Here is a 22195-nt window from a genome sequence, read left to right as displayed (position 1 = left end):
CCCCCCTTTGAGGGGGCGCTCCTACAAAACTCACGCCTTGTTGAGGTACATCCGTGTGGTCAGCAGGTACACCGGCAACCCCGATACCACGATCAGCAGTGCCGCATATGGCGCTGCCGCCGCGAACTCGACGTTGGCGGTGTGCGCCCAGACCTCAGTGGCCAGGGTGGTCATGCCGGTCGGGCTCAGCAGCAGTGTGGCGGTCAGCTCTTTCATGGCATCGAGGAACACCAGGGCGAAGGCCGCGGCCAGGGCCGGGAAGATGATCGGCAAGGTCACCCGGCAGAACGCTGTGAAGCTGCTCGCGCCCAGGGTGCGGGCAGCCTCTTCGAGCGTCGGCGAAGCCTTGTTCAAGGCGGTGCGTACCGGCGCCTGGGCCAGCGGCAGAAATAGCAGTGCGTAGGCCAGCAGCAACAGGGCAGTGGTCTGGTACATCGCAGGCACGTAGTGCAGCGCGAAGAACACCAGCGTCAGCGCGATCACCAGGCCCGGCAGGGCATGCAGCAGGTACGGCAGGCGTTCAGCCCAGATCGCCAGGCGGCCCTTGTAGCGCACCACCAGGAAGCTGATCGGCAATGCCAGCAACACACAGAAGCCTGCGCCGCCAAGCGACACCGACAACGACGTGAGCAGCGCCTTGGAGATGTCGGCGACCGGGAACGCCGCCGACGAGCCAACACTCAGCCAGTAACCGAGCATGGCCAGCGGAATGCCGCTGCCCAGCACCGCCAGGCCCACGCAGAACAGCTGCGCCAAGGGCGCCCAGCCGCGTAAGCGCACAGGCTGTGCGCGGCGCGCCACGCCTTGGCCGATGCGTACGTGGCGGGCCTTGCCACGCACGCGCAGTTCCAGCCACAACATGATCATGCACAGCGCCAGCAGCACGGCCGAGAGCATGGCCGCGTTGGCGTTGCTGAATTCCAGTTCGAACTGCTGATAGATCGCCGTGGTGAAGGTCTGCAGGCCGAGGATCGACAGTGCGCCAAACTCCACCAGCATGTGCAGGGCAATCAGCAGCGCGCCACCCAGCATCGAGGGCCACAGCAAGGGCAAGGTCACCTTGATGAACACGCCCCAACGGCTGCACCCCAGCGTACGCGCCGACTCTTCAAGCGAGGTGTCGACGTTGCGCAGGGTGGCTGCCACCGGCAGGAACACCAGCGGATACTTGGACAAGGCCATGACCAGAATGGCCCCGCCGAGGCCTTCGAAGTCCGAGCTCAGCGACACCCAGGTGAAGCTGCTGACGAATGACGGCACCGCAAACGGCAGGCACAGCACCACGCCCCACAGGCGACGCCCCGCCAGGTTGCTGCGTTCGAGCAGCCAGGCCAGGGCCAGGCCGACCACCATGCACACCAGCGTCACCCCGAACATCAGCATCAGGGTGTTGCGCATCAGGCCCCAGACGAATGGGCGCCACAGCAGGTGCAGGGCTTCTCGCCAGCCTGCTTCCCAGGCTTTGAGGGCGACATACGCCAGTGGCAGCAAACTCATTGCCACCAGGAACAGCACAGGCAGCACCACCCAGATCGAGGGGCGCTTGCGGCGCGGCACGAAACGTACCGGCGCCGGCTCGGACAGGGCGGCAGTCATCAGAGCAGACCGACCTCACGTTCAAGTTCCAGGGCTTCTTCGGCATTGCCAAGGTCGGCCGGGGAGATCTTCGGTGGGCGCAGGTCTTCAAAAGGTTTTAGGCCACGGTCAGAAACCATGCCCTTGTGCAGCGGATACTCGGCGGTGGTCTGGGTGATCACACGCTGGCCTTCTTCGCTGGCCATCCAGTTGAGCAGGGCCTGGGCTTCTTTCGGGTGCTTGCTGGCCTTGACCGCGGCGGCGCCGGAGATGGTCACCAGGCCACCGGCATCGCCGTCGGCCAGGTAATACAGCTTGGAGTCCAGCTTGCCGCGCTCACGCTCCAGGGCATACCAGTAGTAGTTGTTCACCAGCACGGCGGCGACTTCGCCTTTTTCCACAGCCTTCAGGGCGACCATGTTGTTGGTGTAGGTCTTGCCGAAAGCCTTCAGGCCGGTCAGCCACTCTTCGGCCGCATCACGCCCGTGCATCTTGAGGATGGCTACAGCCTGTTCCTGGAAGGCGCCACTGGTCGGCACGAAACCGACACGGCCATCCCATTCAGGGTCGGCGAAGTCCATGACCGATTGCGGCAGGTCTTTTTCATCGATTTTCTTCGGGTTGAACACCACCACGCGGGTACGCGCGGTGACGCCCATCCACGTGCCGTTGGCGGCTACGTATTCTTTGGGCAGCATGTTCAAGGTGGCGTCGTCGATTTTCGCCAGTAGGCCGAGCTCACCCAGGTTGTTCAGGGGTGGCGACTCTTCGGTATAGATGATGTCGGCCGGCGAGCGCTCGCCTTCTTCGATGATCTGGCTGGCCAGCTGGTTGCTGCTGCCTTTGCGGATATTGATGTGAATGCCGGTCTTGGCCTCGTAGGCCTTGGCGATGGCCTCGCCGATTTCCTTGTGCTGGCCGTTGTACATGGTCAGTGTGACCGGGGCGTCTGCCATGGCGGCCGGGGCGCCGATCACCAGGCTCAATACAGCGGCGGCCAGGGTGCGCATCAGCGGTTGCGGACGGATCGTCATGCGGGTACTTCCTCGCTTACGGCTACATATTTGGAAACAATGGTAAACGAAATCGTTTCTCAAGTGGCCGTGTGACAAGAAATTCATGGGCAGACCATCGTCGGGCAGCTGAATTTTTTGGCCGGAGGGGAGGGCGCAACGTGTGGAGCAAAAAACGCAGGCAAGAAAAAACCCACTAGCAAGCTAGTGGGTTTTTATATGGTGCCCAGGAGAAGACTCGAACTTCCACGACCGTTAAGTCACTGATACCTGAAACCAGCGCGTCTACCAATTCCGCCACCTGGGCAAAGCTTTACATCAGCTGGTGAAGGCGACTATCGTTCGCTTTCACACAGTAGTAATAGATCCTTGGTCATCTATTACTTGATAATACTTGGTGCCCAGGAGAAGACTCGAACTTCCACGACCGTTAAGTCACTGATACCTGAAACCAGCGCGTCTACCAATTCCGCCACCTGGGCACACATTTCGTCGAGGTCACATGATGCTTTACATCGCGTTTCATCTCAACTACAACGTCGTCTGTCCGTCGTTGTGGTGCGCACTATACGGACGGTCCTGAGGGCTGTAAACCCCCTGATCAAAAAAAATTTCAAAATTTTCAACTTGTTGATTCTTCAGCCCTATTACACCTTCCTCGGCTCATCGCCGGGGGGCTGTCCAAGGCTGTCATTTCCGGTTTCAATACGCCTATGCCAGAATTCCTATCTATATACCCCAAGGTGAACCCCTTCTGATGGCCGATTGGCAATCCCTCGATCCCGAGGCCGCTCGCGAAGCGGAAAAATACGACAACCCTATCCCCAGCCGTGAGCTGATCCTCCAGCGTCTTGCCGATCGTGGCGAGCCGGCCGCCCGCGAGGAGCTGGCGGCAGAATTCGGTCTGTACGAGGAAGACCAGATTGAAGCCCTGCGCCGCCGCCTGCGTGCCATGGAGCGCGACGGCCAGCTTATCTATACCCGGCGTGGCACCTATGCCCCGGTAGATAAGCTGGACCTTATCTGTGGCCGCATTTCCGGCCACCGCGACGGTTTTGGCTTCCTCATCCCTGATGACAAGAGCGACGACCTGTTCCTCAGCCCTTCGCAGATGCGCCTGGTATTCGATGGCGACCGCGCCCTGGCGCGTGTATCCGGCACCGACCGCCGTGGCCGCCGTGAAGGTGTATTGGTAGAAGTCATCTCCCGCGCGCATGAAAGCGTGGTCGGGCGTTACTTCGAAGAGGGCGGTATCGGCTACGTGACGCCGGACAACCCGAAGATCCAGCAGGAAGTGCTGGTGACCGCCGGTCGCAATGGCGGCGCTAAGATTGGCCAGTTCGTCGAGATCAAGATCACGCACTGGCCCACCCCGCGCTTCCAGCCGCAAGGCGATGTGATCGAAGTGATCGGCAACTACATGGCGCCGGGCATGGAAATCGACGTTGCCCTGCGCAGCTATGATATTCCGCACGTCTGGCCCGATGACGTGGTCAAGGAAGCGCGCAAGTTCCGCTCCGAAGTGGAAGAGAAGGACAAGGAAAAGCGCATCGACCTGCGCCACCTGCCTTTCGTCACCATTGACGGCGAAGATGCCCGCGACTTCGACGATGCGGTGTATTGCGAGCCGCTGGGCAAGTTGCGCCTGTTCTCCGGTGGCTGGCGCCTGTACGTGGCGATTGCCGACGTTTCCAGCTATGTGCGCCTGGGTTCTGCCCTGGACGTCGAAGCCCAGCAGCGTGGCAACTCGGTGTACTTCCCCGAGCGCGTGGTGCCGATGCTCCCCGAAGAGCTGTCCAACGGCCTGTGCTCGCTGAACCCGCACGTCGATCGCTTGGCCATGGTCTGCGAAATGACCATCAACAAAGCCGGCCAGATGGTCGACTACCAGTTCTACGAAGGCGTGATCCACTCCCATGCCCGCCTGACCTACAACAAGGTCAGCAGCATGCTCGAGCATGCCCGCACCCGTGAAGGGAAGGCGCTGCGCGAGGAGTACAAGGAAGTCCTGCCGGACCTGAAGAGCCTCTACGCGCTCTACAAGGTGCTGCTGGACGCGCGCCACACCCGCGGCGCGATCGACTTCGAGACCCAAGAAACCCGCATCATCTTTGGCGATCAACGCAAGATCGCCGAGATCCGCCCGACCGTGCGCAACGATGCCCACAAGCTGATCGAGGAATGCATGCTGGCGGCCAACGTGGCCACCGCCGAGTTCCTGCAAAAGCACGGCGTGCCCGCCCTGTACCGCGTGCACGATGGCCCGCCGCCGGAGCGCCTGGAAAAACTGCGCGCCTTCCTCGGTGAGCTGGGCTTGTCGCTGCACAAAGGCAAGGACCCGTCGCCGAAGGATTACCAGGCCCTGCTGGCGAGCATTTCCGAGCGCCCAGACTTCCACCTGATCCAGACCGTGATGCTGCGCTCGCTGAGCCAGGCGGTGTACAGCACCGACAACAACGGCCACTTCGGCCTGAATTACGAGGCTTACACCCACTTCACCTCGCCGATCCGTCGTTACCCGGACCTGCTGGTGCACCGTGCCATCCGCAGCATCATCCGCTCCAAGGTGGATACCCCGCACGTCAAGCGTGCTGGCGCCATGAGCATTCCCAAGGCGCGCATCTACCCGTACGACGAGAACACCCTCGAGCAACTCGGCGAGCAGTGCTCGATGACCGAACGCCGTGCCGACGAGGCGACGCGCGATGTGGTCAACTGGCTCAAGTGCGAGTTCATGAAGGACCGTGTGGGCGAGACCTTCCCGGGTGTGATTACCGCGGTGACCGGTTTCGGCTTGTTCGTCGAGCTGACGGACATCTACGTAGAAGGCCTGGTGCACGTCAGTGCGCTGCCGGGCGACTACTACCACTTCGACCCGGTTCATCATCGCCTGTCCGGCGAGCGTACCGGGCGCAGCTTCCGCTTGGGCGACACGATCGAAGTCAAGGTCATGCGCGTTGACCTGGACGAGCGCAAGATCGACTTCGAAGTCTCCGAGAAGACCCTCAGCGGGCCGATCGGTCGCAAGCAGCGTGGCGCCGCAGCGTCCGCAGACGGCAAGCCCGAGCAGCCGCAACCGGCCACCGAGGCGAAAGCCACGCCCAAGCCGCGCAGCCGCAAGAGCGAGGCGTCCGAGGCCTACTTCCCTAAAGATGCCGTGCAGCGCAACGCTGAAGTGCGCAAGAGCCGCGAGATGAAGAAGGCGTTGATGACCGACGCTCGCAGCAGTGCCGGCAGCAAGTCGGAGAAGGGTGGCAAGCCATCCGGCAAGCCGACCAAGCATCGCAAAGGCCCGCCGAAGTCCGGTGCGCCCCGCAAGAGCAAGAGCAAGTCATGAGTCAGCTGGAAAAGATCTACGGCGTACACGCCGTGCAGGCGTTGTTGCAGCACCACCCCAAGCGGGTCAAGCAGGTCTGGCTGTCGGAAGGGCGCAGTGAGCCGCGCCTGCAGAAGCTGCTGGAGCTGGCCGCAGAAAACCGCGTAGCGGTCGGCCAGGCCGAACGCCGCGAGCTGGATGCCTGGGTCGAAGGTGTGCACCAGGGTGTGGTCGCCGAGGTCAGCCCGAGCCAGGTGTGGGGTGAGTTGATGCTCGAGGAGTTGCTCGAGCGCACCGAAACGCCACCGCTGATCCTGGTCCTGGACGGCGTCACCGACCCGCACAACCTTGGCGCCTGCCTGCGCACCGCCGATGCCGCCGGTGCCACGGCGGTGGTGGTGCCCAAGGACAAGTCGGCGACCCTGACGCCGGTGGTGCGCAAGGTGGCCTGCGGCGCTGCGGAAGTGATTCCGTTGGTGGCCGTGACCAACCTGGCGCGCACGCTTGAAAAGCTTCAGCAGCGTGGCCTGTGGGTGGTCGGCACGGCCGGTGAGGCCGAGCAGGAAATCTACCAACAGGACCTGACCGGGCCGCTGGTGATGATCATGGGGGCAGAAGGCAAAGGCATGCGCCGCCTGACCCGTGAGCATTGCGATTTCCTGGTCAAGTTGCCGATGGGCGGTAGCGTCAGCAGCCTGAACGTTTCGGTGGCGACCGGCGTTTGCTTGTTTGAGGCAGTGCGCCAGCGTCAAGCCAAGCGCTGATTCATACCTGCGCGGGCCTCTTCGCGGGGCAAGCCCGCTCCCACAGGGTTCGCTGAGATCCCTGTAGGAGCGGGTTTACCCGCGAAGCGGCCAGTGCAGGCTAAAGTGTTTCGGGCTGTTCAAATAATCGCCAATTACCTTGCTTGTCCGCCCCGCCTTCTCTACAATTGCGCCCCTTGCCGAGCTGGCAGGCGCTCATGTGCCTCCCCTCCATGGCAAGACATACAGTGTCATTCACTCCTTGTCTGACCAGCGTTCTGGCAGACTACTAACCCGTAAGGAGCATTCATGCGTCATTACGAAATCATCTTTCTGGTTCACCCGGACCAGAGCGAGCAAGTCGGCGGCATGGTTGAGCGTTACACCAAGCTGATCGAAGAAGATGGTGGCAAAATCCACCGCCTGGAAGACTGGGGCCGTCGTCAACTGGCCTACGCAATCAACAATGTTCACAAGGCTCACTACGTGATGCTGAACGTTGAGTGCACCGGCAAGGCCCTGGCCGAGCTGGAAGACAACTTCCGCTACAACGATGCCGTGATCCGTAACCTGGTCATCCGTCGCGACGAAGCCGTAACCGGTCAGTCCGAGATGCTGAAGGCAGAAGAGAACCGCAGCGAGCGCCGTGAGCGTCGTGAGCGTCCTGAGCATGCTGACTCCGCCGAAGGCGATGACAGCAATGACAGCGACTCCAGCGATAACGCTGACGAGTAATCCACGGACCTTTTGAGGAGCCTATTACATGGCACGTTTCTTCCGTCGTCGTAAATTCTGCCGCTTCACTGCTGAAGACGTGAAAGAGATCGACTTCAAAGATCTCAACACCCTGAAAGCTTACGTATCCGAAACCGGCAAGATCGTTCCAAGCCGTATCACCGGTACCAAAGCTCGTTATCAGCGTCAGCTGGCTACCGCTATCAAGCGCGCCCGCTTCCTGGCCCTGCTGCCCTACACCGACAGCCACGGCCGCTGAGACCGGGTCGTCGACAAGCAGTAAGGGATAAGCATGCGAGCGTTAGCTGATTTCATCATGCGCGGTCGTGTGCAGGCCACCCTGGTGGTGGTCATCAGTGCAGTGTTACCGCTGTTGTTCTGGTTGAGTGCCGCTGCCGGAAGCCTCGTGCTTCTGCGGCGCGGGTTCAAGGATGCTTCAACGGTCATCGCGTTTGGGCTTTTGCCCGCGGTGGCCATCTGGGCCTTTGGCGACCCCAGTACCTTGCTGGTGCTGTTGGGGACGCTGGGGCTGGCCGCCTTGTTGCGTGCCGGGCATTCCTGGAGCCGGGTGTTGATGTTCAGTGTTGTGTTGGGGCTGGTTTACAGCCTCATCCTGGACACGGTACTGCGTGAAACCTTCGAAGTGTTGGCCAAGGCGCTTGTACAAGCCCTGCCACAAATCGAAGGCAAGCCGGTGATCCCCGGTGAGCTGATCGGCCCTGTGCTGGTCGCTTCAACGGCGGTGATGCTGCAGCTGTTCAGCGTGCTGGCTTTGATGCTGGCGCGTTATTGGCAGGCTGCGTTGTACAACCCTGGAGGCTTCGGTCGCGAGTTTCGCGCCTTGAAGTTGCCGCGGGTAGCCATGCTGGCTTTGGTGGCCATGATGGTGCTGGGTCCGTTCATCGGGCCGCAGTTCATCGTCCTGGCCTCTGCGTCCAGCCTGGTGCTCGTCCTGGCCGGCATCGCCTTGATGCATGGGCTGGTGGCACAGGGCCGATTGGCCGGTTTCTGGCTGGTAGGCATGTACGTGACGCTGCCGCTGATCATGCAGCTGATTTATCCGTTGCTCGTGGTTTTGGCCATTGTCGACAGCCTGATTGATTTTCGCGGTCGCAAGTCCCCTGAGGGGAATGACTCCGCGAACGGTGAAGGTTAAAAGTTAAGAGGTTTTACCAAATGGAACTGATCCTGCTGGAAAAAGTCGCTAACCTGGGCAACCTGGGCGACAAAGTAAAAGTTAAGGCTGGTTACGGCCGTAACTTCCTGCTGCCATTCGGCAAGGCCACCGTTGCCAACGCCGCCAACCTGGCTGCGTTCGAAGAGCGTCGCGCCGAGCTGGAAAAAGCAGCTGCTGACCGTAAATCGTCGGCTGAAAGCCGCGCTGCCCAACTGGCTGAGCTGGAAGTGACCATCACTGCCACCGCTGGCGACGAAGGCAAGCTGTTCGGTTCGATCGGCACCCACGACATCGCTGACGCCCTGACCGCCTCTGGCGTTGAAGTGGCCAAAGCTGAAGTTCGTCTGCCGAACGGCACCATCCGTCAAGTTGGCGAATACGACGTAGCCGTGCACCTGCACAGCGACGTTGAAGCCACCGTACGTGTGGTCGTCGTAGCTGCCTAAGCTGCGCTGACTGGCTGGCCGCACGCGGCCCAGCCGGTTAACATCGGGCACGGTCCTGTCTTTCACAGGCCGTGCCCTTTGTCTTTTTCGTCCCCCAGAATTTATTCGTGGCCATGAACGAGATCACCACCTCCGAACAGCTTGACCTGCAAACCGCATCCCTGAAGGTGCCGCCGCATTCCATCGAGGCCGAACAGGCTGTGCTCGGTGGCCTGATGCTGGACAACAACGCCTGGGAGCGGGTACTGGATCAGGTGTCGGATGGCGATTTCTATCGGCATGACCACCGCCTGATCTTCCGCGCCATCCACAAGCTGGTCGACCTGAACCATCCGTTCGATGTGGTCACGTTGCACGAGCAGTTGGACAAGGAGGGCGTGTCGTCGCAAGTCGGCGGCCTGGCCTACCTGGCGGAGTTGGCCAAGAACACCCCGTCGGTGGCCAACATCAAGGCCTACGCCGCGATCATTCGCGAGCGGGCCACGTTGCGTCAGCTGATCAGCATCAGCACCGACATCGCCGACAACGCGTTCAACCCGCAAGGGCGCAACGCCGAAGAGATCCTCGACGACGCCGAGAGGCAGATCTTCCAGATCGCCGAGGCCCGGCCGAAGACCGGTGGCCCGGTAGGGGTCAACGAGCTGTTGACCAAGGCCATCGACCGGATCGACACGCTGTTCAACTCCGACAGCGATATCACCGGTATCTCCACCGGGTATACCGACCTGGACGAGAAGACCAGTGGCTTGCAGGCAGCCGACCTGATCATCGTCGCCGGCCGTCCATCGATGGGTAAGACCACCTTCGCCATGAACCTGGTGGAAAACGCCGTGCTGCGCAGCGACAAGGCGGTGCTGGTGTTCTCCCTCGAGATGCCAGGCGAATCGCTGATCATGCGTATGCTCTCGTCCCTCGGCCGCATCGACCAGACCAAGGTCCGTTCCGGCCAGCTGGACGACGACGACTGGCCGCGCCTGACCTCGGCGGTCAACCTGCTCAACGACCGCAAGCTGTTCATCGACGATACCGCCGGCATCAGCCCGTCGGAAATGCGTGCGCGCACCCGCCGCCTGGCGCGTGAGCACGGTGAAATTGGCATGATCATGGTCGACTACCTGCAGCTGATGCAGATCCCGGGTTCTGCCGGCGACAACCGGACCAACGAGATTTCCGAGATCTCCCGCTCGCTCAAGGCCCTGGCCAAGGAATTCAACTGCCCGGTCATCGCCCTGTCGCAGCTGAACCGCTCCCTGGAACAGCGGCCGAACAAGCGCCCGGTGAACTCCGACTTGCGTGAATCGGGTGCAATCGAGCAGGACGCCGACGTGATCATGTTCGTCTACCGCGACGAGGTGTATCACCCGGAAACCGAGCACAAGGGCATTGCCGAGATCATCATCGGTAAACAGCGTAACGGCCCCATCGGCTTCATCCGCCTGGCCTTCATCGGCAAGTACACCCGCTTCGAGAACCTCGCGCCGGGTATGTACAACTTCGACGACGACGAATAAGCGCAGGGTTTGCGTATTGCAGATGAATCCGACCTCTGCCGTCGGATTTGATCAAAATTTGTGCTATATTCCGCGCCCGCGATTTCCCTGAACACCAGAACCGGTCACTGACATGCAAGCAGCCAAACCACTCTACGACTATCCCAAGTACTGGGCCGAATGCTTCGGGCCAGCACCGTTCCTGCCCATGAGCAGGGAGGAGATGGATCAGCTCGGCTGGGATTCCTGCGACATCATCATCGTGACCGGGGACGCCTACGTCGACCACGCGTCGTTCGGCATGGCCATCATCGGCCGTCTGCTGGAGGCCCAGGGCTTCCGCGTGGGCATCATCGCCCAGCCAAACTGGCAGTCCAAAGACGACTTCATGAAGCTGGGCGAGCCGAACCTGTTCTTCGGCGTCGCGGCCGGCAACATGGATTCGATGATCAACCGCTACACCGCGGACAAGAAGATCCGTTCCGACGACGCCTACACCCCAGGCGGCATGGCCGGCAAGCGCCCGGACCGCGCCAGCCTGGTGTACAGCCAGCGTTGCAAGGAAGCCTACAAGCACGTGCCGATCGTGCTCGGTGGCATCGAGGCCTCGCTGCGCCGCATCGCCCATTATGACTACTGGCAGGACAAGGTCCGCCATTCGATCCTGATCGACGCCAGCGCCGACATCCTGCTGTACGGCAACGCCGAGCGGGCCATTGTCGAAGTCGCCCAGCGCTTGTCCCAGGGTGAGAGCATCGAACACATCACCGACGTGCGCGGCACCGCGTTCGTGCGCCGTGACACGCCGCAGGGCTGGTTCGAGATCGACTCCACCCGCATCGACCGCCCTGGCCGCGTCGACAAGATCATCAACCCCTACGTCAACACCCAAGACACCCAGGCGTGTGCCATCGAGCAAGCCAAAGGTGACGTGGAAGACCCGAACGAAGCCAAAGTGGTGCAGATTCTCGACAGCCCGGGCATGACCCGCGACAAGTCGGTGATCCGCCTGCCGTCGTTCGAGAAGGTGCGTAACGACCCGGTGCTGTATGCCCACGCCAACCGCGTGCTGCACCTGGAAACCAACCCAGGCAACGCCCGTGCCCTGGTGCAGAAGCATGGTGAAGTGGACGTGTGGTTCAACCCGCCACCCATCCCCATGACCACCGAAGAAATGGACTACGTGTTCGGCATGCCTTACGCGCGTATTCCGCACCCGGCCTATGGCAAAGAGCGCATCCCGGCGTACGAGATGATCCGCTTCTCGGTGAACATCATGCGTGGCTGCTTCGGTGGCTGCACCTTCTGCTCGATCACCGAGCACGAAGGGCGGATCATCCAGAACCGCTCCCACGAATCGATCCTGCACGAGATCGAGGAGATGCGTGACAAGGTGCCGGGCTTCACCGGCGTGGTTTCCGACCTTGGCGGCCCGACCGCCAACATGTACCGCATCGCCTGCAAGAGCCACGAGATCGAGAAGCACTGCCGCAAGCCGTCGTGCGTGTTCCCAGGTATCTGTGAAAACCTCAACACTGACCACAGCTCGTTGATCGAGCTGTACCGCAAGGCGCGTGCCTTGCCGGGTGTGAAGAAGATCCTGATCGCCTCGGGCCTGCGTTACGACCTGGCGGTCGAGTCGCCGGAGTACGTCAAGGAACTGGTCACCCACCACGTGGGCGGCTACCTGAAGATTGCCCCGGAGCACACCGAGCGTGGCCCGCTGGACAAGATGATGAAGCCGGGCATCGGCACTTATGACCGCTTCAAGCGCATGTTCGAGAAGTTTTCGAAAGAGGCGGGCAAGGAGCAGTACCTGATCCCGTACTTCATCGCCGCGCACCCAGGCACCACCGACGAAGACATGATGAACCTGGCCCTGTGGCTCAAGGGCAACGGCTTCCGCGCTGACCAGGTGCAGGCCTTCTACCCGTCGCCCATGGCGTCGGCCACGGCCATGTACCACTCGGGCAAGAACCCGCTGCGCAAGGTGACCTACAAGAGCGAAGGCGTAGAGATCGTCAAGAGCGAGGAGCAGCGCCGTCTGCACAAGGCGTTCTTGCGTTATCACGATCCGAAGGGCTGGCCGATGCTGCGTGAGGCGCTGGAGCGCATGGGCCGTGCCGATTTGATCGGGCCAGGCAAGCACCAGCTGATTCCGCTGCACCAGCCGCAGTCCGACAGCTACCAGAGCGCCCGCCGCAAGAACTCGACGCCGGCTGGCAGCCACAAGGTGGCCAAGGAGCAGAAGATCCTGACCCAGCACACCGGCCTGCCACCGCGTGGCAGCGATGGCAGCAAGCCGTGGGACAAGCGGGAGAAGGCCAAGGCCGAAGCATTTGCCCGCAACCAGCAGGCGGCCAAAGAGCGCAAGGAAGCGGCCAAGGGTGGCGGCAAGGGTAAGAAGCCGCGTCAGCCCGTTATTCCGCGCTGAGGCTTGAAGGGGGCCGCTTTGCGGCCCATCGCAGGCAAGCCAGCTCCTACAGGTACAGCGCAGGCCTTGAATGCTGCATGGTATCTGTAGGCGCTGGCTTGCCTGCGATGGGCTGCAAAGCAGCCCCTTTCAGTTCAATCCGGCTGCTTGTCGACCCACTTCGGCGCTACCGGCGCGACGAATTCACTCATCCCATCCAGCAATGCATCCGCCTGCTGCCCCAGCAGCAACATCGCCCGATGCTGCGGCCGCACGAAACCTTCCTCGACGATATGGTCAAGGAACCCGCCCAGCTTTTCATAAAAGCCATTCACATCGAGCAGGCCCAGCGGCTTGGCGTGATAGCCCAGTTGCCCCCAGGTCCACACCTCGAACAACTCCTCCAGCGTACCCAGCCCACCCGGCAGCGCAATGAAGGCATCGCTGAGTTCGGCCATGCGCGCCTTGCGCGCGTGCATGCCATCGACCACCTCCAGGCGGCTCAGGCCCTTGTGGCCCACCTCGGCGTCCAGCAGGCTTTGCGGGATGATCCCGACCACTTCGCCGCCCGCAGCCATGGCAGCATCGGCCACGATGCCCATCAAGCCGACAGCGCCGCCACCATAAACCAGGGTCAGGCCGCGCCGGGCAATGGCCTGGCCAAGTGCGACGGCCGCTTCACGGTAAGCAGGGTTGGCGCCGATGCTGGCGCCGCAGAAGACACACACGGAACGTACAAGCATTGCTCATCTCCAATTATTCAGAATGACAGGGTACGGCGCATGCCTGGCCGTTCCAAGGCCGGTGTCATTCCGGCCGGGAGAATTCGCAGATAGCACCCGTGGCACCCTGGGCATAGGCGGCAAGCAGGCTGTTCATGAAGCTGGAAATGCGCATTTGGTATTGCTCCTAAATGAGAGGTTGTCCCATCCTCCAATAAAAGGGCATGATGTGCCCTTAGATTGGTTGTATACAATCCATTGAACAATTTTACTGGCTGGCCACTTGACACCCCCTTGACCCATATCAGAAAGGGGCTGAACGGTTTCAGGCAGTCTCGCAATTGATAAAACCCTGCCAAGGAGATTCATGATGTTTGCGAAAGCTGTAGCGGTATCCCTGCTGACCCTCGCCAGCGCCTCTGTCTTCGCAGCCGAATGCTCGGTGACTGTCGAATCGACGGACCAGATGTCCTATACCACCAAGGAATTCACCGTCGACAAGAGCTGCAAGGAGTTCACCGTCAAACTGACCCACTCCGGCAACCTGCCGAAGAACGTCATGGGCCATAACCTGGTGATCAGCAAGACGGCTGACATGCAGGGTATTGCCACCGAAGGCATGAGCCAGGGCATCGAAAAGGGCTACCTGAAAGAAGACAACGCCAACATCATCGCCCACACCGCGATGATCGGTGCGCCGGAGAAAGAAACCGAAGTGAAGTTCGACACGTCCAAGCTTGAAGCCGGTGGCGACTACAGCTTCTTCTGCACCTTCCCGGGCCACATCTCGATGATGAAGGGCAAGGTTGTCGTCAAGTAATTGAGTAAGGGGAGGGCTTTGCCCTCCATTCGCAGCACAAGGCTGCTCCTACAGGGGAATGCAAGCGTCTGTAGGAGCAGCCTTGTGCTGCGAATGGGCCGCAAAGCGGCCCCAGGCCCTCAAGGCGCGAACGGCAGTTCGCGCTTGTGCTGGGTCTTGCGGTAGGTCGCGACGATGATGTCGAACGCTGCCTGATCAACCGGCTGCCCCTGCAGGAACGCATCAATCTGCTCATACGTCACGCCATGTGACGCCTCGTCCGGCTTGCCCGGCTCAAGGTCTTCCAGGTCCGCTGTCGGTACCTTCTCCACCAGCGATTCCGGCGCACCAAAGCGGCGCGCAATGGCCCGTACCTGGTTTTTCACCAGCCCGCTCAGCGGGGCCAGGTCGCAGGCACCATCACCAAACTTGGTAAAGAAGCCCATCACCGCTTCGGCGGCATGGTCAGTGCCGATCACCAGGCCTGCACGGGCGCCGGCGATGGTGTATTGGGCGACCATGCGGGTACGCGCCTTGACGTTGCCGACAACGAAGTCCACCCGCGTCGGCGAGCCGTTTTTCAGTTCCACCACCTCAGCTGCCAACGCTTTCACTGCCGGGGCAATGTCGACGGTGTGCACTTCATCGGCTTTGATCACCTCAAGGCACGCTTGGGCGTCCTGCTCGTCATGCTGCACCTGATAGGGCAAGCGCACGGCAATGAAGGTGTAGGCCTTATCGCCGGTTTCGGCACGCAGTTCGTTGATCGCGCGCTGGGCAAGCAGGGCAGCGGTCAGTGAGTCGACACCGCCACTGATGCCCAGTACCAGCGCCTTGAGCCGGGCATTGGCCAGGCAATCCTTGATGAACGCCACGCGCCGAGCCACTTCGTTGTCGAGCGCGGCGGCATCGGCGAACGGTGGCTGCACCTTGAGCGCTTGGGCAATCTCTCGCTGAACGGCTTGCATGGGTTACTCCTTGCTGGGGATTTTGAAAACGTGGCGCATGTAGGCAACGAAGTTCTCGTCGCGGCACTGGGTCTTGGCCGCCTCGTCAGAGATTTTCGCCACCGGCGAGCCATTGCAGTCGGTCATTTTAAGCACGATGTTCATCGGCGCCACACCCGGTATGTCGCAGGTCAGGTTGGTGCCGATGCCGAAACTGACGTTGATGCGGCCGCGCAGGGCACGGAAGATTTCCAGCGAACGGGTCAGGTTGAGGCCGTCGGAAAACACCAGGGTCTTGGTCATCGGGTCGATACCCAGCTTCTGGTAATGGACGATGGCCTTCTCCGCCCAGGCCACTGGCTCGCCCGAATCGTGGCGCAGGCCGTCGAACAGCTTGGCGAAGTACAAATCGAAATCGCCGAGGAAGGCGTCCATGGTGATGCAGTCGGTCAGGGCGATGCCCAGCAGGCCGCGGTACTCGCGTACCCAGCAGTCCAGCGCGGCGCTCTGGCTGTCGATCAAGCGCGGGCCGAGCTGTTGGTGCGCCATGATCCATTCGTGGGCCATGGTGCCCAGCGGCTTGATATCCAGTTTCCATGCCAGGTCGACGTTGCTGGTGCCCACGAAACGGGCCGGGAAGTCATCGCGCAGCACCCGTACCACCTCTTCCTGAACACGGCTGGAAAACCGCCGGCGGGTGCCGAAATCGGCCACTTGCAGGTCGGCCAGCTCATCGTCACTGGCATGCGCGCGCAGCCAGTCGAACTTGCGGTACAGCTGGTCGCGGGCTTCGGCCAGGCGCATGTGCGGGTGCAGGTGGCGGTTGCGCACTTCGCTGATGATGGCCAACAAGGGCACTTCAAACAGGATCACGTGCAGCCAGGGACCACGCAGGCGTAGGAACAGTTGATCGTTTTCGATGCCGATGCGCACGTAGCGCAGGTTGAAGCGGAACAGGCGCAGAAACCGCAGGAAGTCTGGCTTGAGAAAACTGATACGTTCCAGAAAGCCCAGTTGGCCTTCATCCAGGGTCAGGTCGCTTAACAGTTCGAGCTGGTTGCGGATCTCGCCGAGGTAAGGGCGCAGGTCTTCGCCGTTGCGGCAGCGAAACTCCCATTCCACGTCGGCGTCCGGGTAGTTGTGCAGCACACCCTGCATCATGGTGAGTTTGTAGAAGTCGGTGTCGAGCAGGTTGTGCACGATGCGCTCGGCGAATGCGCTCTCGCTCATCAAGGGTGGCTCCGGAAGCGGCGAATGGCGGCCATTGTGCCAGCCTTTTGCATTTTCATGTTTCTGTCGCGGCCCATTCGCCCACAAGCCCGCTCCCACCTAGCCGGCATAACGGCCAAAACAGAGGTGTTTTTCCGTGCACCCGCTAGCCTTGAAACAGTGCTGCCTGTAGCAGTCGCGCACCAGCGGTGTGCACTTCGGTGACGTCGGCTGTTACAGGGCGGTTGCACGTAAACACTTGCCAGGGTTGCAATGATGGCACTCCACGGTTGCTCCTTGTCTGTACGTGTGGTGGCGCCTGCCGCGTGGCAGACGGTTGCACGCTCAATAAAGAAAAGGCCGTCGGTCGCCTGCCAGCCACCCTTGCTGTGTGATTTCCCGGAATACAAAACCAATGGCACGGCCCTTGCTCTGAGCACAGGGTTGAGAAGTTGTAGTGCCAACCAAAAAAAACTCTAGGAGCACCACCTCATGTCGCAGACGTTTTACAAGAAAGGTTTCCTGGCTCTGGCCGTCGCTACGGCACTGGGTATTTCTTCGTATGTTCAGGCCGACATCAAGATCGGCGTCGCAGGCCCGATGACCGGTGCCAACGCAGCGTTTGGCGAGCAGTACATGAAAGGTGCCCAGGCGGCAGCCGACAAGATCAACGCCGAAGGTGGGGTCAACGGCGAGAAGATCGTCCTGGTGAAAGGCGATGACGCCTGCGAACCGAAGCAAGCCGTGGCCGTGGCCAACCGCCTGGCCGATCAGGACAAGGTGATCGGCGTGGTCGGTCACTTCTGTTCCTCCAACACCATTCCGGCATCCGAGGTGTATGACGAAGCGGGCATCATTGCCATTACCCCGGGCTCGACCAACCCAGCAGTGACCGAGCGCGGCCTGAGCGCAATGTTCCGCATGTGTGGCCGTGACGACCAGCAGGGCATCGTTGCCGGTGACTACATCGTCGATGTGCTCAAAGGCAAGAAGGTGGCCGTGCTGCACGACAAGGACACCTACGGCCAAGGCCTGGCCGATGCCACCAAGGCGCAGCTTAAGAAGCGTGGCGTGGAGCCTGTGCTGTACGAAGGCTTGACCCGCGGCGAGAAAGACTTCAGCGCCGTGGTCACCAAGATCCGCTCCACCGGCGCCGACGTGGTCTACTTCGGTGGCCTGCACCCAGAGGCCGGCCCACTGGTACGCCAGCTGCGTGAGCAAGGCCTGAAAGACGTCAAGTTCATGTCCGATGACGGCATCGTCACCGACGAACTGGTGTCCACGGCGGGTGGCGCACAGTACGTCGATGGCGTGTACATGACCTTCGGCGCCGACCCGCGCCTGCTGCCGGACAGCAAGGCCGTGGTGGAAGAGTTCCGCAAGAGCGGTACCGAGCCTGAAGGCTACACCCTGTACGCCTATGCCTCGTTGCAGGCGCTTGCCGCCGCGTTCAACGGTGCCAAGTCGAACAAAGGCGAAGACGCCGCCAAATGGCTCAAGGCCAACCCGGTCAAGACCGTCATGGGCGAGAAGAAGTGGGACAGCAAGGGCGACCTGACCGTCTCCGACTACGTGGTCTACCAGTGGGACAAAGACGGTAAATACCACCAGCTGGAAAAACAAAAATAATAACGGCTACCGGCCCGGGTGCTTACTGCCCCGGGCTGCAGCCCCGCGGTACCTGTCTTTATCCGTAGATCTGCACAGTTCTGCGCTGCGAGGGCCGCTGCATTCAGGGCCCGCCGTGGTAGGCGCTCGTGCAATCTCAATCAGGTGAGATTGCGTTATGGATGGTATTTTTCTGCAGCAACTGGTCAACGGCCTGACCCTCGGGTCGGTCTATGGCCTGATCGCCATCGGCTACACAATGGTCTATGGCATCATCGGCATGATCAACTTCGCGCACGGCGAGGTGTATATGATTTCCGCGTACCTCGCGGCAATCAGCCTGGCATTGCTGGCCTATTTCGGCGTCGAATCGTTCCCGCTTCTGATGCTGGGCACGCTGTTGTTCACCGTCGTCGTCACGGGCGTCTATGGCTTTACCATCGAACGCATCGCCTACAAACCCCTGCGCAACTCCACCCGTCTGGCACCGCTGATCAGTGCCATCGGCATCTCGCTGATCCTGCAAAACTATGCACAGATCAGCCAGGGCGCCCGCCAGCAAGGCGTGCCAACCCTGCTTGAAGGCGCCTTGCGGGTAGAAGTCGGCACCGGCTTCGTGCAATTGACCTACACCAAGATCTTCATCCTGATTGCCGCATTCGTCGGCATGGGCCTGCTTACCTATGTGATCAAGTACACCAAGCTCGGCCGCATGTGCCGCGCCACGCAGCAAGATCGCAAGATGGCCTCGATCCTGGGCATCAACACCGATCGGGTGATTTCCTACGTATTCGTCATCGGTGCAGTCATGGCCGCACTGGCGGGTGTGCTGATCACCATGAACTACGGCACCTTCGACTTCTATGCCGGCTTCATCATCGGCATCAAGGCGTTCACGGCGGCGGTATTGGGCGGCATCGGCTCGCTACCGGGGGCCATGCTCGGCGGCATCATCCTCGGCATCTCCGAGTCGCTGTTCTCTGGCCTGATCAACTCCGACTACAAGGACGTATTCAGCTTCTCGCTGCTGGTGATGATCCTCATCTTCCGTCCCCAAGGCCTGCTGGGTCGCCCGCTCGTGGCTAAGGTGTGAACATGTCCACTGCCAAAACTGCCCCTGTTTCCGAAACCCATGGTTTCGACCTCAAACGCAGCCTGCTGGAGACCTTCGTCGCCGGCCTGCTGGCGCTCATTGTCTTTGGCCCGGTCGTCGGCGTGGTGCTCGACGGCTACAGCTTCAATGCCGAACCCCGCCGCGTGGCGTGGCTGGTTGGCGGGGTGATGGTCGGGCGCTTCCTGCTCAGCCTGTACCTGCAGACAGGCGCCGGGCGGCGCATGCTCCAAGGCTTCGACAACGGTGGTTCGGGCGTGCATGTGAACGCGCCGGACTACAAGTCGCGGCTGCGCTACATCATCCCGGCGCTGGTGGTGATTGCCATCGTCTTCCCAATCTTTGCCAACAAGTACCTGCTGACCGTGGTCATCCTCGGCCTGATCTATGTGTTGCTGGGCCTTGGCCTGAACATCGTGGTCGGCCTGGCGGGCCTGCTCGACCTGGGTTACGTGGCGTTCTACGCCATCGGCGCCTACGGCCTGGCGTTGGGCTACCAGTACCTGGGCCTGGGCTTCTGGAGCGTGCTGCCGCTGGCGGCCATCGCGGCGGCGCTGGCGGGGTGCATACTCGGCTTCCCGGTGTTACGCATGCACGGTGACTACCTGGCGATCGTGACCCTGGGCTTTGGCGAGATCATCCGCCTGGTGCTGAACAACTGGCTGTCGTTCACGGGCGGCCCGAACGGCATGCCGGCACCGTCGCCGACCTTCTTTGGCCTGGAATTCGGCCGCCGGGCCAAGGACGGTGGGGTGCCGATCCATGAGTTTCTTGGCATCGATTACAACGCCAACCTGAAGTTCGTGTTCATCTACGCCGTGCTGTTCCTGGTGGTGCTGGCAGTGCTGTACATCAAGCACCGGTTGACCCGCATGCCGGTCGGCCGCGCCTGGGAAGCCCTGCGTGAAGACGAGATCGCCTGCCGCTCGATGGGCCTGAACCACGTGCTGGTCAAGCTTTCGGCGTTCACCCTGGGGGCTTCCACCGCGGGCCTGGCGGGCGTGTTCTTCGCCACGTACCAGGGCTTCGTCAACCCGTCGTCGTTCACCTTCTTCGAGTCGGCGCTGATCCTCGCCATCGTCGTGTTGGGTGGCATGGGCTCGACCGTCGGTGTGGTGATCGCAGCGTTCGTGCTGACCGTGGCGCCAGAGCTGCTGCGTAGCTTCTCCGAGTACCGCGTGCTGCTGTTTGGCGTATTGATGGTGTTGATGATGATCTGGCGACCGCGTGGGCTGATCCGCATCAGCCGTACCGGTGTGGTCCCGCGTAAAGGAGTGGCGCCATGAACGACGATATCATTCTGTCGGTCGACAACCTGATGATGCAGTTTGGCGGCATCAAGGCGCTGAGTGACGTAAGCCTCAAGGTCCGGCGCAACCAGATCTTCGCGCTGATCGGCCCCAACGGTGCGGGCAAGACCACGGTGTTCAACTGCCTGACCGGCTTCTACAAAGCCAGCGGCGGGCGTATCGAACTGAACGTGCGCGGCAGCCAGACCAACGTCATCCAGTTGCTCGGCGAGCGCTTCCAGGCGACGGACTTCGTTTCGCCCGCGCGCTTTGCCAACCGCCTGTACTACAAGATGTTCGGCGGCACCCACCTGGTGAACCGCGCCGGCCTCGCCCGGACCTTCCAGAACATTCGCCTGTTCAAGGAAATGTCGGTGGTGGAGAACCTGTTGGTGGCCCAGCACATGTGGGTCAACCGCAACCTGCTGGCCGGGGTGCTCAACACCAAGGCCTACCGCAAGGCCGAGAGCGATGCCCTAGACCATGCGTTCTATTGGCTGGAGGTGGTCGACCTGGTCGATTGCGCCAACCGCTTGGCCGGTGAGTTGTCTTATGGCCAGCAGCGTCGCCTGGAAATCGCCCGGGCCATGTGCACGCGGCCGAAGATCATCTGCCTGGACGAACCGGCTGCCGGCCTCAACCCGCAGGAAACCGAGGCGCTCAGTGGCATGATCCGCGTGCTGCGTGACGAGCACGACATCACCGTGGTGCTGATCGAACACGACATGGGCATGGTCATGAGCATTTCCGACCATATCGTCGTGCTTGACCATGGCAACGTGATCGCCGAAGGCGCGCCACAGGAAATCCGCAACAACCCGACGGTGATTGCCGCCTACCTGGGTGCAGACGAAGAGGAACTGGTATGAGTGCACCCATTCTCGAGCTGAAGGAGCTGGATGTGTTCTACGGGCCGATCCAGGCCCTGAAGAAGGTGTCGATGCACATCAACGAAGGCGAGACGGTGAGCCTGATCGGTGCCAACGGTGCCGGCAAGTCGACCTTGCTAATGTCGATTTTCGGCCAACCGCGCGCGTCTTCGGGGCACATCGTTTACCGGGGGACAGACATCACCCGCAAGTCGTCGCACTACATCGCTTCCAACGGTATTGCGCAGTCACCTGAGGGGCGGCGGGTGTTCCCCGACATGACCGTCGAGGAAAACCTGATGATGGGCACCATCCCGATTGGCGACAAATACGCCAAGGAGGACATGGAGCGGATGTACGAGCTGTTCCCGCGGTTGAAGGAGCGGCGCACCCAGCGGGCCATGACCATGTCGGGGGGCGAGCAGCAGATGCTCGCCATCGCCCGCGCGCTGATGAGCCGGCCGAAGCTGTTGCTGCTCGATGAGCCCTCGCTGGGGCTGGCGCCGATCGTGGTCAAGCAGATCTTCGCCACCTTGCGTGAGTTGGCCAAGACGGGGATGACCATCTTCCTCGTTGAGCAGAACGCCAACCATGCGCTGAAGTTGTCGGACCGGGCGTATGTGATGGTCAACGGGCAGATCCGCATGACGGGCACCGGCCAGGAGTTGTTGGTGAACGAGGAAGTACGCAGCGCCTATTTGGGCGGGCACTGAGTGGTAACACTGGGGCCGCA

Annotated in this window: 19 protein-coding genes and 2 tRNA genes; 14 read left to right on the top strand and 7 right to left on the bottom strand. The window is 61.3% G+C overall.

Going from position 1 to position 22195, the window contains the following annotated elements:
• Positions 1-30 precede the first annotated feature (30 nt).
• From AC5PZ0_RS19010 to AC5PZ0_RS18995, 4 genes are all read right to left on the bottom strand, one after another.
• Positions 31-1596 (bottom strand): ABC transporter permease, encoded by a 1566-nt coding sequence (locus AC5PZ0_RS19010; protein ID WP_274883021.1) that lies wholly within the window; start codon positions 1594-1596, stop codon positions 31-33.
• The gene (locus AC5PZ0_RS19005; RefSeq protein ID WP_085272310.1) at positions 1596-2609 is read right to left on the bottom strand and encodes an extracellular solute-binding protein; all 1014 of its coding nucleotides are present in this window, start codon (positions 2607-2609) and stop codon (positions 1596-1598) included. Before AC5PZ0_RS19005 ends, AC5PZ0_RS19010 begins: the two co-directional genes overlap by 1 nt.
• A 199-nt stretch (positions 2610-2808) precedes the next feature.
• Positions 2809-2895, bottom strand: a tRNA-Leu gene (locus tag AC5PZ0_RS19000).
• 88 nt (positions 2896-2983) lie between these two features.
• Positions 2984-3070: transfer RNA gene (locus AC5PZ0_RS18995), tRNA-Leu, on the bottom strand.
• Positions 3071-3345: 275 nt separating this feature from the next.
• Between AC5PZ0_RS18995 and rnr the strand changes: the two genes are divergently transcribed.
• From rnr to AC5PZ0_RS18955, 8 genes are all read left to right on the top strand, one after another.
• Entirely contained in the window at positions 3346-5925 is a 2580-nt protein-coding gene (gene rnr / locus AC5PZ0_RS18990) for a ribonuclease R (protein ID WP_085272311.1), read from the top strand.
• Positions 5922-6668, top strand: a complete 747-nt coding sequence (gene rlmB, locus AC5PZ0_RS18985) for a 23S rRNA (guanosine(2251)-2'-O)-methyltransferase RlmB (RefSeq protein WP_027592540.1) — start codon at positions 5922-5924, stop codon at positions 6666-6668. Before rnr ends, rlmB begins: the two co-directional genes overlap by 4 nt.
• Before the next feature lie 288 nt (positions 6669-6956).
• Positions 6957-7382: a 30S ribosomal protein S6 gene (rpsF, locus tag AC5PZ0_RS18980; protein WP_003249557.1), complete on the top strand. Its 426-nt coding sequence runs from the start codon at positions 6957-6959 to the stop codon at positions 7380-7382.
• A gap of 28 nt (positions 7383-7410) precedes the next feature.
• Positions 7411-7641 (top strand): 30S ribosomal protein S18, encoded by a 231-nt coding sequence (rpsR, locus tag AC5PZ0_RS18975; RefSeq protein ID WP_003249563.1) that lies wholly within the window; start codon positions 7411-7413, stop codon positions 7639-7641.
• 33 nt (positions 7642-7674) lie between these two features.
• The gene (locus AC5PZ0_RS18970) at positions 7675-8538 is read left to right on the top strand and encodes a hypothetical protein (protein ID WP_027592541.1); all 864 of its coding nucleotides are present in this window, start codon (positions 7675-7677) and stop codon (positions 8536-8538) included.
• A 20-nt stretch (positions 8539-8558) separates the two neighbouring features.
• The gene (gene rplI / locus AC5PZ0_RS18965) at positions 8559-9005 is read left to right on the top strand and encodes a 50S ribosomal protein L9 (protein ID WP_012316464.1); all 447 of its coding nucleotides are present in this window, start codon (positions 8559-8561) and stop codon (positions 9003-9005) included.
• A 113-nt stretch (positions 9006-9118) separates the two neighbouring features.
• Complete coding sequence (gene dnaB, locus AC5PZ0_RS18960) at positions 9119-10516, top strand: replicative DNA helicase (protein WP_027592542.1); 1398 nt, start codon at positions 9119-9121, stop codon at positions 10514-10516.
• Between the two features lie 112 nt (positions 10517-10628).
• A complete protein-coding gene (locus AC5PZ0_RS18955; protein WP_099430576.1) occupies positions 10629-12929 on the top strand; it encodes a YgiQ family radical SAM protein in 2301 nt (766 codons plus the stop codon).
• Between the two features lie 134 nt (positions 12930-13063).
• On the opposite strand, the gene AC5PZ0_RS18950 is transcribed toward AC5PZ0_RS18955, so the two are convergent.
• The gene (locus AC5PZ0_RS18950; protein ID WP_454242859.1) at positions 13064-13651 is read right to left on the bottom strand and encodes a cytokinin riboside 5'-monophosphate phosphoribohydrolase; all 588 of its coding nucleotides are present in this window, start codon (positions 13649-13651) and stop codon (positions 13064-13066) included.
• 349 nt (positions 13652-14000) lie between these two features.
• Here AC5PZ0_RS18950 and azu point away from each other — a divergent pair, with 349 nt between their 5' ends.
• Complete coding sequence (gene azu, locus AC5PZ0_RS18945; protein WP_043198099.1) at positions 14001-14450, top strand: azurin; 450 nt, start codon at positions 14001-14003, stop codon at positions 14448-14450.
• Positions 14451-14569: 119 nt separating this feature from the next.
• Here the strand turns inward: azu and nadE are convergent, their stop codons facing one another.
• Positions 14570-15397 carry an NAD(+) synthase gene (gene nadE, locus AC5PZ0_RS18940; RefSeq protein ID WP_493855504.1) on the bottom strand — a complete coding sequence of 276 codons (828 nt, stop codon included), beginning with the start codon at positions 15395-15397 and terminating at the stop codon, positions 14570-14572.
• A gap of 3 nt (positions 15398-15400) precedes the next feature.
• On the bottom strand, positions 15401-16606 hold the full coding sequence (gene pncB / locus AC5PZ0_RS18935) for a nicotinate phosphoribosyltransferase (RefSeq protein ID WP_085272316.1): 1206 nt from the start codon (positions 16604-16606) through the stop codon (positions 15401-15403).
• Positions 16607-17077: 471 nt separating this feature from the next.
• Here pncB and AC5PZ0_RS18930 point away from each other — a divergent pair, with 471 nt between their 5' ends.
• The 5 genes from AC5PZ0_RS18930 to AC5PZ0_RS18910 all read left to right on the top strand — a co-directional run bounded on the left by AC5PZ0_RS18930 (position 17078) and on the right by AC5PZ0_RS18910 (position 22175).
• Positions 17078-18214: a branched-chain amino acid ABC transporter substrate-binding protein gene (locus tag AC5PZ0_RS18930; RefSeq protein WP_493855503.1), complete on the top strand. Its 1137-nt coding sequence runs from the start codon at positions 17078-17080 to the stop codon at positions 18212-18214.
• Between the two features lie 157 nt (positions 18215-18371).
• Positions 18372-19286, top strand: a complete 915-nt coding sequence (locus tag AC5PZ0_RS18925) for an ABC transporter permease subunit (RefSeq protein ID WP_016489422.1) — start codon at positions 18372-18374, stop codon at positions 19284-19286.
• 2 nt (positions 19287-19288) lie between these two features.
• Complete coding sequence (livM, locus tag AC5PZ0_RS18920; protein ID WP_027592549.1) at positions 19289-20590, top strand: high-affinity branched-chain amino acid ABC transporter permease LivM; 1302 nt, start codon at positions 19289-19291, stop codon at positions 20588-20590.
• A complete protein-coding gene (locus AC5PZ0_RS18915) occupies positions 20587-21462 on the top strand; it encodes an ABC transporter ATP-binding protein (protein WP_027592550.1) in 876 nt (291 codons plus the stop codon). Before livM ends, AC5PZ0_RS18915 begins: the two co-directional genes overlap by 4 nt.
• Entirely contained in the window at positions 21459-22175 is a 717-nt protein-coding gene (locus AC5PZ0_RS18910; protein WP_027592551.1) for an ABC transporter ATP-binding protein, read from the top strand. Before AC5PZ0_RS18915 ends, AC5PZ0_RS18910 begins: the two co-directional genes overlap by 4 nt.
• The last annotated feature ends 20 nt before the right edge of the window (positions 22176-22195 follow it).

The organism is Pseudomonas sp. 5.2 (genome assembly GCF_059025405.1).
Note: the sequence above shows the minus strand (reverse complement) of the source record. Positions and strands in the feature narration are given on the sequence as shown.